The sequence below is a fragment of the Rhizobium sp. P43 genome (assembly GCF_056730705.1).
In genome coordinates this window covers 2868975-2881786 of sequence record NZ_CM161539.1, presented here as the reverse complement: position 1 = coordinate 2881786, position 12812 = coordinate 2868975, and the positions used below count along the sequence as shown (strand labels likewise).

At 60.1% G+C, this 12812-nt stretch carries 8 protein-coding genes and 1 tRNA gene; 4 read left to right on the top strand and 5 right to left on the bottom strand.

What is annotated here, in order from left to right; genetic code table 11:
- Positions 1 to 49 precede the first annotated feature (49 nt).
- Complete coding sequence (locus tag AC1PUL_RS14430) at positions 50 to 1858, bottom strand: AsmA family protein (protein WP_480464845.1); 1809 nt, start codon at positions 1856 to 1858, stop codon at positions 50 to 52.
- Between the two features lie 225 nt (positions 1859 to 2083).
- On the opposite strand from AC1PUL_RS14430, the gene AC1PUL_RS14425 reads away from it, so the two are divergent.
- Positions 2084 to 4036: an acetoacetate--CoA ligase gene (locus AC1PUL_RS14425; protein WP_480464844.1), complete on the top strand. Its 1953-nt coding sequence runs from the start codon at positions 2084 to 2086 to the stop codon at positions 4034 to 4036.
- A 250-nt stretch (positions 4037 to 4286) separates the two neighbouring features.
- Here AC1PUL_RS14425 and AC1PUL_RS14420 read toward each other — a convergent pair whose 3' ends face one another.
- The 3 genes from AC1PUL_RS14420 to AC1PUL_RS14410 all read right to left on the bottom strand — a co-directional run bounded on the left by AC1PUL_RS14420 (position 4287) and on the right by AC1PUL_RS14410 (position 10473).
- Positions 4287 to 5909 carry an ABC transporter permease gene (locus AC1PUL_RS14420; RefSeq protein WP_480468586.1) on the bottom strand — a complete coding sequence of 541 codons (1623 nt, stop codon included), beginning with the start codon at positions 5907 to 5909 and terminating at the stop codon, positions 4287 to 4289.
- 155 nt (positions 5910 to 6064) lie between these two features.
- Positions 6065 to 6706, bottom strand: a complete 642-nt coding sequence (locus tag AC1PUL_RS14415; protein WP_480464843.1) for a LysE family translocator — start codon at positions 6704 to 6706, stop codon at positions 6065 to 6067.
- A 35-nt stretch (positions 6707 to 6741) separates the two neighbouring features.
- A complete protein-coding gene (locus AC1PUL_RS14410) occupies positions 6742 to 10473 on the bottom strand; it encodes an ATP-binding protein (protein WP_480464842.1) in 3732 nt (1243 codons plus the stop codon).
- A gap of 246 nt (positions 10474 to 10719) precedes the next feature.
- On the opposite strand from AC1PUL_RS14410, the gene AC1PUL_RS14405 reads away from it, so the two are divergent.
- The 3 genes from AC1PUL_RS14405 (at position 10720) to AC1PUL_RS14395 (ending at position 11885) form a co-directional block, all read left to right on the top strand.
- Positions 10720 to 11160, top strand: coding sequence for a phasin (locus AC1PUL_RS14405; protein ID WP_480464841.1), 441 nt, complete (start codon positions 10720 to 10722; stop codon positions 11158 to 11160).
- 161 nt (positions 11161 to 11321) lie between these two features.
- A tRNA-His gene (locus AC1PUL_RS14400) sits at positions 11322 to 11398 on the top strand.
- 184 nt (positions 11399 to 11582) lie between these two features.
- Positions 11583 to 11885 carry a PilZ domain-containing protein gene (locus tag AC1PUL_RS14395; protein ID WP_480464840.1) on the top strand — a complete coding sequence of 101 codons (303 nt, stop codon included), beginning with the start codon at positions 11583 to 11585 and terminating at the stop codon, positions 11883 to 11885.
- A gap of 11 nt (positions 11886 to 11896) precedes the next feature.
- Here AC1PUL_RS14395 and AC1PUL_RS14390 read toward each other — a convergent pair whose 3' ends face one another.
- On the bottom strand, positions 11897 to 12760 hold the full coding sequence (locus AC1PUL_RS14390) for a DUF6671 family protein (protein ID WP_480464839.1): 864 nt from the start codon (positions 12758 to 12760) through the stop codon (positions 11897 to 11899).
- Positions 12761 to 12812: the final 52 nt, after the last annotated feature.

The window sequence follows — 12812 nt, the reverse complement described above, 5'->3', positions numbered from 1 at the left end:
GTATTTGGGTTTTCGAATGGAACAGCAGGAACGGCTCGAACTGTGCGGATTATTCGTCTGATGGTGTGACGGACGGGACAGGGGAGATCACAGGGTCATTCCAGGCCCCCCCGATGAAGAAGCTGAGCGGGGCCTGCCCCTCGGAGCCGGCGGTGTTGCCAGAAAGTTGCCCTGTCAGGGCCAGCGCTCGGCGACTGTAGGGAATGATGCCGGTGAGCTTGAGCGTCTGGTTGGTGCCAACGATCTCCGCCTTTTCCACCTCGGCCGATCCCTCAGAGAAGCGCACCGCAATGTCCAGCGTGCGGTAGTCGAAGCTCTCGTCGCCTGCCGCACTGAGCTGGAAATAAGCGCGGTCGGCGGCAAGCCGTCGAAGACCCGCCGCACTGAAATTGAGGATTTCGCCGTCATCGGATGTGATTGTCAGCCGTCCAGACATCGCTTCGATATTGCGCTGCCATCCGGTTCCCACCAGTTTGGCACTGAAGTTGGCGGAACCCACGCCCGCCAGCGTCGGACCACCTTCGAGCACGAGCTTTGACGTCAGCTGTCCGAGATCAACCCGTTCCATGGAGACGGATACATCGGCTCCCTTGTCGAACCCGTGACCTGCGCCGGTCAGTTGTGCGGAGATCGTCCCACCAAGGAACCGTGTATCGCCGATCACGAGGTTGAGCGTGTCACCCCGACCGACAAGACTTGCCCCGAGGTCGGTCAGAGGGAAATCGCGAAAGCTGGCAGTTGTCGCCGAAAGGCGCAGATCAATATCCATCCACTGCGTCAGGCTGGGCAACCGCACATCAGCCCGATCCCCCATGTTGATGGATAATGCCTGCAACAGATCGTCCAGTTGCAGATGGTCGATGGCCAGCGTGCTGCCCAGCAACGGCCGACTGCCGCTTCTGTTGCGCAAGGTGACAATGCCATCGCCGCGACTGCCGTTGATCTCAAACTCAAGGCTTTCGAAGCGCCATTCGTCATCGGTGCGCGTCACCTTCGTGTCCAGCGAAGCGGTTCTCCAGCGTTCGGTACCGGCGAGCCTGAAGCCAAGCGCTGCACTGGTCTGAGACACATCCGCAACGCGGAGCTTGACCTCCGTCTCCTGCAGACTGACGTCTCGCAGGTTGGCTATTCCCTGGACCTCCAGACTCATGCCGGCCAGGGTCGCAGACAGATCCACCGTGCTTGCGGCCCCGCCGATCAGTGCCAGCGGTGTGGGCGTCTGCAGAGTGAGGGAAATCGGTTTGTCCGTGACGCGAAAGTTTGCTCGTCCCGTGAGCGGAGCGGTCAGATCTCGCCAGTCGATCACAGCGTTGATTTGGCTGACCATGACGGTCGCACCGCTTGCAACATCGGTGAGGTTGACCTCGCCATCAACGATTTCGACCGATCCGATTTCCGCGTGGGTGGAGTGCTCTCCTGGAATACCGTTGGTCTCGGCGACGGCCGCGCGAACCGCGTCACTCAGCAGGCCTTGATCACTCCAGTCCAACCCGCCCTCAGCGTCACGCCAGACCAGAAGCCGAGGCCGTTCGAGGCGAAACGAGCTAAAGTCTGGGCGCCCCGCCAGGGCGGAGATCAAGCCAAACCGGGCTGACAGACGATCGATCTCTCCCACCTGTTCCGCCCGACCGGATGCGAGGCGGGTCACCTTGATGCCGGTCAGTGTGATCTCGGGTTGTGGCCAGAAACGGACATCCGCGACATCATCGATCGAAACCTCATGGCCGACCCAGGCAGTGATCGACGAGGCAATGGCCGATCGAACCACTGAGCTTGAGACAAGATAGGGCGCAACAACGCGCAAAGCGATTGAAACGACAATGGCCAAAGCGACGACCAGCAGGACGAGCTTTATCATTCCACCAGCGCGACCGCGCGGCCAACGGGAAGAAGAGCGTGGAGAATGGTCGCCGGCTCCTGTTTTGTGCATGCCCGTTGATTGATCCTGAGGTTTTTTGAACTTCAGGGCGGATATAGGAAATCGGACTTTTGTGCAAATCTCCGACCATATTCCAAGGCGTTATCGCCTGTTTATTGCAATGCGGCATGCTATAGACTGATCATGCTTAAGAGGAGGATCAGCATGACTGCACAGCAAGCCCTTTGGACGCCCAGTGAAGCCTTCATGGCGAAGCAGCCGCTGACGCATTTTATGGCTTGGTGTGCCGAACGGGTTGGCAGGCGCTTTGCCGATTATGATGAGTTCTATCGCTGGTCCATCGACGATCGTGCCTCTTTCTGGTCTCACCTGTGGGACTACTGCGCTGTCCTCGGAGACAAGGGCGACGTGGCGCTTTCGAGTGGCGACCGAATGCTGGAAGCACGCTTCTTCCCCGAAGCCCGGCTGAACTTCGCCGAAAACCTTCTCGCCCATGCGAGGGAAGGCGACGCGCTGATCTTCAGAGGCGAAAACAAGGTTTCTGCCCGATGGTCCTGGTCGCGTCTGACGGCAACTGTCTCGCGCCTGCAGCAGGCGCTTTCGGCCATGGGCATCGGTGAAGGTGATCGCGTTGCAGCGATGATGCCGAATATGCCGGAGACTGTCGCGCTCATGCTGGCCGTCACCTCGCTCGGGGCGATCTGGTCGTCCTGCTCGCCCGACTTCGGCAATCAGGGCGTGCTCGACCGCTTCGGCCAGATCGAGCCAAAGCTTTTCATCGCTTGTGACGGCTATTGGTACAACGGCAAGCGCCAGGACGTGGCCGACAAGATCGTCGCTGTCGCCGGCAAGCTTAATGTGCCTGTGCTCATCGTCCCCTATGCGGGCGACACCCCCGCCCTGCTTGAGCGCCTGCCGGATGGCAAAAGCTTCGATCAGTTCATCGCTGCGTTCTCTGTGAAAGAGATCGAGTATCGACGCCTGCCCTTTTCCCACCCGATCTACATTCTCTTCTCTTCTGGTACGACAGGTGTCCCCAAATGCATCGTGCATTCTGCCGGCGGCACATTGTTGCAGCATCTCAAGGAGCACCGTTTCCATTGCGGGCTGGAGCCGGGCGAGCGGCTTTTCTACTTCACCACTTGCGGATGGATGATGTGGAACTGGCTCGTATCGGGTCTCGCCTGCGGCGCGACACTGTGCCTTTACGACGGCTCGCCCTTCTATCCCGATGGCAATATCCTTTTCGATTATGCCAGCGCTGAAAAATTCGCGATTTTCGGCACATCAGCCAAATACATCGATGCCGTCCGTAAGGGCGGTCTGGTGCCGAAGACGTCCCATGATCTTTCAAGCCTGCGGCTGATGACGTCGACCGGCTCGCCGCTGTCTCCTGAAGGCTTCTCCTTCGTCTATGAGGGGATCAAGGACGACATCCAGTTGGCATCCATCTCCGGCGGCACCGACATTGTCTCGTGCTTCGTGCTCGGCAATCCGCTGAAGCCGGTCTGGCGTGGCGAAATCCAGGGGCCGGGCCTGGGGTTGGCCGTCGATGTGTGGGACGATGACGGCAAACCTGTGCGGGGCGAGAAGGGTGAACTTGTGTGTGCCAAGGCATTCCCTTCCATGCCCGTCATGTTCTGGAACGATCCCGACGGATCCAAATATCGAGCCGCCTATTTCGATCGTTTCGACAATACCTGGTGCCATGGTGATTTCGCCGAATGGACAGAGCATGACGGCATCATCATCCACGGACGGTCCGATGCGACCTTGAACCCCGGCGGTGTACGGATCGGTACGGCCGAGATCTACAACCAGGTCGAACAACTGGATGAAGTGGTCGAGGCTTTGTGCATCGGACAGGACTGGGAAGATGATGTCCGTGTCATCCTCTTCGTGCGCCTTGCGCCGGATGTGTCCCTGACGGATGATCTCGACAAGAAGATAAAGACCAAGATCCGCACCGGCGCATCACCGCGCCATGTGCCTGCCAAGATCATCCAGGTCACCGACATTCCCCGGACCAAGTCCGGAAAGATTGTCGAGCTTGCAGTTCGCGAGGTGGTCCATGGCAGGCCGGTCAAGAACAAGGAGGCCTTGGCAAATCCGGAGGCGCTTTCCCTCTATGCTGACTTGGCCGAGCTCCGCTCCTGACGAAAAAGTGTCCCGAAAGGCTGCGTTTTCCGGACAATACCTCAAATGTTGGGTAGCTGGGGGCGACTTGCGGTAAGGTTCTCTTAACTGGCATTCGGCAAGACTATGCCCAACTTGGAGATGTGCGATCAGCCGTGGTGAGCCTTCAGAATAGGGCCTGCAACAAGCGACGGTCGCCTCATGACTCCGGTTCGACAGCATTGAACTAAGGGCGGCTTCGGCCGCCCATTTTTTTGTTCGGATGTTATCTTCAGCGTTTTTCGTCGAGTGATCGCGACACGAGGATCACCGGGATCAGACCCGCCGCAATGATGATGATCGCCGCGACGGAAGCATCCTGCGCCATGCCGCGCGAGGCATCTTCATAAACCAGTGTCGCAAGCGTGTTGAAGTTGAACGGGCGCAGCAAAATCGTTGCGGAAAGCTCTTTCAGCGTTTCGATGAACACCAGCAATGCGGCTGTCAGGACCGCAGGCTTCAGATTGGGCAGCAAGACCTGCCGCAGTGTCTGAAGGCCGGAGCGTCCAAGCGTTCGTGCCGCCATATCCAGATGCGGCGAGAGCTTCTGGAAGCCGGCATCAACGGTGCCTTCCGCCATGGTGAGAAAACGGACCGTATAGGCATAAACGATGGCAAAGCCGGTGCCGGACAAGAGCAAACCTGTCGAAACACCGAGATTGGCGCGGAGCCAGCCATCCAGAGCATTGTCAAAGCTGGCGAGCGGGATCAGCACGCCGATCCCCAGGACCGTGCCGGGAATGCCGTAACCGAGAGAAGCCAGCCGTCCGGCGCCTTTGGCAAGCCGAGAACGATCTGCCCGGGCGGCATAGGAAAGGACAAAGGCAAGAAAGACGGTGATCAGCGCGGCGGCCGATGACACGACCGTCGAATTCCAAAGTGCATCGAGCAGACGTGGCTCCAGGAAGTCTTCCATGCGACGCAGAGCAAAACCTCCGAGCACGAAGACGGGAACCACAAAACCGACAAGGATCGGCACGAGGCAGAAGGTCGTCGCGAGCCAGGCTTTCAGCCCCTTGAGCTGGAGGCGAATGGCGTCGGGGACTATCGCTGTGGTCTTATGGCTGGTGAAACGCTGCTGCCGACGCGCCATCCGTTCGACGATCAGGAGACCCGCCACGATCACCAGCATGACGCAGGCGATCTGGGCTGCTCCGGCCAGGCTGCCGCGATTGAGCCAGGTGTCGTAGACCGAGAAGGTCAAAGTCTGAACGCCGAGGTATTCGACGGCGCCGATATCGTTCAGCGTTTCCATCATGACCAGGGTCAGGCCGATCATGATGGCCGGGCGTGCCATTGGAACCTGTATGCGGGCAAAGACCCTGAATGGGCTTGAGCCCAGTGTTCGGGCCACATCGGCTGCTGCGCGCCCCTGCATCAGGAACATCGAGCGGCAGGCAAGGTACACATAAGGATAGAGCACCGCTGACATGACCAAAACAGCGCCGGCGAGCGACTTTACATCGAAAAAGTCGTAATCCCGCGCTGTGGTGAACCCGAACAATGCTCGGTAGGCCGTTTGCACGGGGCCTGTAAAATCGAGAAACTCCCCAAAGGCATAAGCCGCTAGATAAGACGGGATGGCCAGCGGCAGCACCAGCGCCGGTGACAGGAACCGGCGGAGCGGAAAGTCGCAAGCCGCAACCAGCCAGGCCGTGCCAATCCCGATGATGGCGGTCGCCAGACCGGTAAAAAACAGCAGCCAAACAGTCCGCACGCCAGCGCGTGGAAGCACATTGGTGACCAAATGCTGCCAGTTTTCGGGCTCAGCCGAGAAACCGATCACGAAGATCGCGGCAATCGGCATGAAGACGATCGCGCCTGCAACAAGGGCTGCAAACGTGGCGGATCCCATACGTCGGGGGGCATGGGTGCCCTTGGCTTGGACAGATTGGGCAGTGCCCGTGCGCGGCAATGTGGACAAGCGGTCGGCCCTTGCGAAAGCGGGAATGGCTTTCCTCTAACCGAAAGCGGCGGCAATGAAAACCGGCGCGACTGTCGCGGCTCCGCTTAGCGGCGTAACTGCGCCAGGCTTTCGCCGATCAACCTTACGCCAAGCGCCCCGATGACGGCTCCGGCCAGCCGGTCGACCCAGACTTTCGCCCCCAGATAGGCCTTCTGCGACCGAGACGCCGAAAAGGCGATCGCCACGACGGAATACCAACCGGCCTCGATGAGAAAGATCACTGGAGGCAGCGCAAGCATGACCGCAAGCGGCGGGTTCTGTGGCATCAGGGCGGCAAAGATGCTGGCATAAACCACGGCCGTCTTCGGATTGCTCACTTGCATCACGAAGCCGAGAACCAGGGCACGCGGAGCAGACAGCATGCTCCTGCCATCCGGCAAGCTCACCGAAATCGGCTCGCGGGCGCCGCGCCAGATCATCAGGCCGAGATGAATGAGGTAAAGCCCGCCGGCAATTTTAAGAACCAGATAGCGCCATTCCACCCGTTCGAGCAGGGCAACGAGACCGGCCAAAGCCAGAACGGCGAATAGGGCTCCGCCAAGCCCCATCCCGACCGCTGCCGAAAGGCCGTGCAGCCGCGTATTGGCTATGGAAATGCGCGACACCAGCACGAAGCTCGGCCCCGGGCTCATCGCGCCGATCGCGATGGCCACTGCAATGCTAAGGAGAACACCGAATGTTGTCATGCCGTTCTCCGCTTCGTCGTTGTTGCTGCGAGACCTCAGTCGGCCAACACCCTGGGCGACGGAAAGGTGACCTCGACCAGCGTACCCTCGTTGGGCGTCGATGAGATCGCAAACTGCGCCCGGTTGGCATCCACCATCGCCTTGGTCAGCGGCAGGCCAAGGCCGGTGCCGTCGCCGCGATTGCGCGGCGTGCCGGTCGAGACCTGGCGGAAAGGCTTCATCGCCTGTTCGAGTTCGCTGCGCGACATGCCGATCCCGGTATCGCGGATCCGAAGCACCACGCTGCCGTTGGCCTCATAGGCGGTCGAGACGATGATCTGCCCGCCGGACGGTGTGAAGCGGATGGCGTTGGCGAGAATATTGAGCACGATCTGCTTGATTGAGCGACCATCGGCAACGACATTCGGCACCGCCTGCGACAGGGCCGTGCGGATGATGACCCGCTGCCCGTTCGCCTGCGGCTGCACGATCGAGACCGCAGCCTGGACCATCTCGTTCAAGCCCACGGAGGAGAAGTCGAGCTCCATTTCGCCGGCCTCGATCTTGGAGATGTCGAGGAGGTCGTTGACGATGTCGAGCACGTGCCGGCCGGACCGCACGATGTCATGGGCATATTCGCCGTAGCGCGGATGACCGACGGGACCGAAATGCTCGTTTGCCATCATGTCGGCAAAACCGATGATCGCATTGAGCGGCGTGCGGATCTCATGGCTGACGCGGGCGAGAAAGTCCGTCTTGTGGGCATTGGCGGTTTCAGCGGCTCGCTTGGCGTTACGCAGCTCCTCTTCCGTCCGCTTCCACTGGGTGATGTCGCGGATCACGGCGCAGTAGCCGTTTGAGGAGTTCAGTCTGCCGATGGTCATGAACAGTGGCAGGAAACCGCCGGATGCTTCGCGGCCGATCACCTCGCGGCCATCATTCAAGACACTGGCCACGCCATGACCCGAGAGCCCGTTGAGATAGTCGAGGATCGACTTCTGGCTCTCATGGGCAAACAGCATGACGAAGGGTTTGCCGCGAGTCTCCATATCGTCGAAGTTGAACAGCGCACTGGCCGCCCTGTTCATCGAACGGATATCTCCGTCGGAATCAAGGATCACCACACCGTCGGTCGCCGTCTCAAGAATCGAGCGCAGCTCATCGACTTCCACCTTCAGGCGGGAGAGCTCACCGGCCTGAGCTGGGGTTGCCATGGGTGCAACCAATGCCGGCGCAACGACGTTCTGGGTGGCGGGCACGTCCGGGGTCGCCGCTTGCTCCGGCTGGGCGATGAGCGCGAGCATCAGAGCACTGGTGTCATCGAAGCGCACCGATTGAAGCCGCGCGGTCACTGGCACCAGTCGGTCGTCTGCACAAAGTGCCATCATCTGGCCGGCCTCATCACCCGGTTCCTGCAGATCACGCCGCTGTATGAGCGTATCCAGGCCACCGGCTTCGTCCAGTTCGGTCAAGGATTTGTAGCCCGTCAGGCTGAAGAATTCCGGGTTGGCATGGATCAGCCGGTCGCCGACATGCACCAGCAGCGCGACGGGCATCAAATCGACGATATCTGCTGTCAGGCTGCGCTCGCGTTTGACCGGGGAGCGCTCGCTCTGCGGTTCCCGATGATTTGCCTCTGTTGCAGGTGTAGCAACGGGCGATTCGGGTTCGGCCGACCCTGTCAAACCTGTCGAGGGTTCGGACGCCTTTTGGCTGTCAGCTGTCTGTTCCGACCGAAGAGCCGGAGGTTCGGACGGTGCCAGTGACTGTTCGACCTTGGCGCGCAGGCTCAGCGGATCGAGCTTACGCGCGATTTCCTGAAAGGCTGCCTGTTCACCCGGTGTGAGACTGTCGCGTTGCCGCGCGCGATGATCCTGCAGCTGGACGACCTTGTCCGGCAGATTCGGCTTTCGCGGCTCCATGATCCGGAGCACCGGCGGCTCATAGCTGACCGGTCTGGCGGCCGGCTCGTCCTGCGACGCCTCGGGCTCGTCGACCATGATGTCGGTTTGCTCGTCCTCTCCATCGATAAGAGCGTCGAGCGTGTCCTCACCGGTCTCGGCGATCTGGTCCTCAATGAAGTCCTCTGGCGGATGGCTTTCGCCTTCGCTGAGCTCAGTCAGGAACTCATCCAGTTCCCCGGCCCGGTCCCCATCGACTGGCATCGTGTCGTCCAGAACGGTTTCGGCCGCAGGCTCTGCCCGCACGAAAGTCATCCCGATGGCGTCCGGGTCCTCCTGTGCGTCGGCCACACGCACGATCCCGAAACCGCGGAAGCCGTCGAATTCGCGGTTGCGGGTATAGGTCGGCAGCGCTGCGAGATCGACGGGCACGACCAGACTGGTGCCCTCGACCGGCCAATAGATTGTCTTGCCAGACCAGGTATCGCGCTTCTTCAGAAGTTCGACGATCTTGCCTTCCGGATCGAGATTGAAGAGCGCCGCGAGATCGGAAAAGGCGACCCCCTGAATGTCTGCCGCGCGTGGCCCGACGGCCTGGGCAAACTCTGAAGATACTTCGTTGAAGCGCCCCTCCGCATCAATCTTCCAGACGAAGCGCGTAGCACGCCGATCCTGGCGGAAGGTAAAGCTGTCACCGTCTGGGCCCCCGTTCGCTGCAGCAGTTGCAGCGGAGGTCGGTTCAGTGTTGACGTTCAGGGAAGCCGCAAGCAGCGGCCGATCAACCGTCTCTATCGCATGTGATGGCTCTTCAGCCGGCGTGTCCGCAGCGATGTCGGCAGCTGTCTCTGTCTCATCGAAAACAGTCTCCACAGCTTCCGCCGCGGGCTCGTCAACCGCGCTGGTGTCGTCCCGCTCATCAAGCGCATCGGTTTCGGGCTCTATCTCTTCAATATCACCGATCGCCGCAATCACGCTCTCGAAAGGGGCGGCAGGGGCGGAGATATCCGGTGAAACCAGCTCGTCGCTCTCGGCAGGGGCTGACCCTGTTTCTTGCGATTGAACCTCGACGGTCTCGGTCTCAGCATCGGCTCCCGGATCGGCAGACAGCTCGACATCCATCTCTGGTTCGTCGCCCGGCGTGTCATCAGCGGGGCTCTGCTCGGTCTCGACTGTCTCGATCACCTCTGACTTCGAGAAATCGTCGCTCGGATCCATCTGGCCGAGGATTGTCTCGACCGCAAACAAGAGATGCAAGGCCGGCATATCGGCGATCTTGCCGATGGCGGCGGGCAGATAGCCTCGGCCTGTCGGGATTGGCCGCTTGACCAGCCGATCTGCATCCGCCTCCACCAGATTGATGAGCATGCGCGCCGTCTGTGCCGTCATTCCAAGGCTGGCGAAGCCCTCGGAATGCGCAACTAGTCCACCGTCGCCATCGAGAACGGCCATATGCGTATCAGGGTCATCAAAGCCACTCATCAGTTCGAGTGCCAGCTGGCGACTGTCACCCGAGTCCCGCTTCAGGGCAGGGATGGCGAGCAGGATCACCGGCTCGCCCTTCTTGATCTCGACCAATTCCGCCGTTGCCGTCACCGCGAGCTTCTGGAAGCCCGATGTGACGCGCAGCATCAGGCTGCGGCTGTCTCCCATCGAGGCGAGTTGACGGGCAACACTCTCGATCTGCCGAAAGGTGATGTCTGAGCGGTTCGGACCTTCTTCCAGAAAGTCATAGATCGATGTCGAACCGAAGAAACGCGCGCCGGCGCCATTGCACCACAGAACCCGTGCCAACGCCGGCGCAAACAGTACGAGCGCCTCACCCCGCGCAAGGCGCGGTCGGATGAGGTCGTGCACGGCGACGTCGATGAATGGGTATTGAGCGGGCATCTTCGGACCTGTCGCTTCATGGCCTGCGAGTAAATTAACAGATTTTTAATAGCTAGGCAGTGCCTTCGGGTCCAGAAAGTCGGGGGCCTTTCGGTCGGTAAGGTTAATCCGGCAGGATTATCAACATGCAGAAAATCTAATTGTGCAGCGCACAATCATATTGCAATGCACAATGAGTGATGCTATATAGGGTTCATGAATGAAACAACGGGATCACCGAGGTCCCCCGACAAGAGGAAATGCGTCATGAACACCAAGGATATCTTCTCTTTCTCCTCCTTCGATCCCTCGAAGATGCAGGAAAGCTTCCGTGACTTCGCCGAAAAGGGCGCAGCCCAGTCCAAGGAAGCCTATGCCAAGATGAAGTCTGCCACGGAAGAAGCCACGAAGACCGTGGAAGCCACCGTCCAGACCGCCCAGGCCGGCACCGTTGAACTCGGCCTCAAGGCCATCGACGCCATGCGCACCAATGCCGATCTCTCGCTCTCCCACATGGAAGCGCTTCTCGGCGTGAAGTCCATGGCTGAGTTCGTCGAGCTGCAGACCGCCTTCATCCGCAAGCAGGCTGAAGTGACAATCGAACAGGCCAAGGCGATCCAGGAAACCGCCAAGAAGGTTGCCGAAACCGTGACCAAGCCGGGCAAGGAAGCTGCCGAGAAGGTCATGTCCTCGCTCAAGGTCGCCTGATCCTTCAGGCTTGAGACAAGATCCTCCCAAGGATGAAGGGCTGGGCCTCGTGCCCGGCCCTTTCTATGACAAACCATTTCATAAGCTCGCAGAAAAGGGCTTGAAAAAAAATCCGTCTGCTCGTATGTGACCCCTCGACGGCGTCAACGACGCGGTCATGTGCGGTTGTAGCTCAGTTGGTTAGAGCGCAGGTTTGTGGCACCTGAGGTCGGAGGTTCGAGACCCCCCAACCGTACCATTTTCCACACGAATGCTTTTGAGTTTGGCATGTTGGCAGCGTCATCTGCTCTACAGGCTTCTCTGCAATCTTGATCTGTAAAATTTTACTGATTGTGTTGACCCGAATGAAAGGGTTTCCGCAACTTCGTGTTTCCCGTGTCTCGGTTTGATGCTCTGCTCGAACCCTTGATGACGGAGATCTCATGGAGCGGCGAACCGGCATACGCATCCCTTGCCACATAAGGGCTTTGGTGCTCAGCTTCGGATGCCAATTCCGGGGACGGATTGCGGACTTTAGCAGTCATGGCTTGAGACTTCAGCTTTCAGACGGCTTGGCGCTTGCCGACCGGGATGCCTTTGTGCTGTCTTGCGAGATCTTCGGCGTGGTGCATGGCGAGGTCATTTGGCGACACGGCGAGACGATTGGCGCACGGATCTGCAACTGGCGAAGCGCAGCCGCCTACCGCCGGATTCAGCCACACATTCCGTCGCCGCTGTACAGCTGAGGACCCGTATTTCAGGGATTGCACAGCGGGCAATAGGCCGGATCCGCTTGGTTGCCCGGGGCTCGCTCCCGCTTTTCTTCCCCATCGCAGGAAACGCATGCATAGACATCAAATCGTGGCAGGGAGGTCGGGCTGCCGCACAGGCTGCAGGGCAGGCCTCGCTCGGTTCGAACCTGTCCCCAGCCGGGATGTCTGCAATGCGGACAAGGGGTGGAAAGGCGTGCGGCGAGCTGCCCGCCAAGCCTGCCGATCACCTCCATGCGACGCGGGTTCATGAAGGCGCGCATGTCCGTTTCGATATGCGCCTTACGCTCCGCCGAGCGCTCTACCGCCACCGAGATCGCGGCTTCCAGATCGCTCTGGGCACGGATGCCCTTCGCCACCGGCTCGTTCAGCCGTCCGGCAGGCGCGACGATCACCCCTTGTGCCGGAAAGCCGATGCGCTCGAGAAATTCGGCAACCTCCGTCGTCGATGATACCTGGCAGTGAGCGAAGACGGGTTCCTCGTCGATAACAATCTCGACGATCTCAAATCCCTGTTCGCGATCGACGAAAAGCAGCATTTCCCGCCCGGCGGCGATGAAGGGAACGGTCGGGTGAGGACCGTAGGACCCTTCACTGGCAAGAGCGGCAGGAAGCCCGGTCGCCTCCATCGCGGCCTCCGCTTTCGCCCTCGCTGCGTCCAGCATCGTGCCGGCCCTTGGGCGATCGCGGGTGAAGGTGCCGAATTGGTCGGTATCGAGCCCAACAGGCAGGACAAGCTCCAGGCCCAGAGCGGCAAAGGCCGGCCTCAGGGACTGCTCCTTGCCGTGCATGGTCGCCATCGCCACCCGCTGTGGCAGGACCACCTCTGACCTTTTGCTGTTGTCCTGCATCTCAAATCCCGAAGCGACTGCGTATTGCCCTGATGCCGCAGCAAAGCCAGTT

Excerpts from the sequence above, each read along its gene's own strand:
- AC1PUL_RS14395 (WP_480464840.1), top strand. The coding sequence starts at position 11,583 with ATGGAGCGGCGAACCGGCATACGCATCCCTTGCCACATAAGGGCTTTG.
- AC1PUL_RS14420 (WP_480468586.1), bottom strand. The coding sequence starts at position 5,909 with ATGGGATCCGCCACGTTTGCAGCCCTTGTTGCAGGCGCGATCGTCTTC.
- AC1PUL_RS14425 (WP_480464844.1), top strand. The coding sequence starts at position 2,084 with ATGACTGCACAGCAAGCCCTTTGGACGCCCAGTGAAGCCTTCATGGCG.
- AC1PUL_RS14410 (WP_480464842.1), bottom strand. The coding sequence starts at position 10,473 with ATGCCCGCTCAATACCCATTCATCGACGTCGCCGTGCACGACCTCATC.
- AC1PUL_RS14430 (WP_480464845.1), bottom strand. The coding sequence starts at position 1,858 with ATGATAAAGCTCGTCCTGCTGGTCGTCGCTTTGGCCATTGTCGTTTCA.
- AC1PUL_RS14405 (WP_480464841.1), top strand. The coding sequence starts at position 10,720 with ATGAACACCAAGGATATCTTCTCTTTCTCCTCCTTCGATCCCTCGAAG.
- AC1PUL_RS14390 (WP_480464839.1), bottom strand. The coding sequence starts at position 12,760 with ATGCAGGACAACAGCAAAAGGTCAGAGGTGGTCCTGCCACAGCGGGTG.
- AC1PUL_RS14415 (WP_480464843.1), bottom strand. The coding sequence starts at position 6,706 with ATGACAACATTCGGTGTTCTCCTTAGCATTGCAGTGGCCATCGCGATC.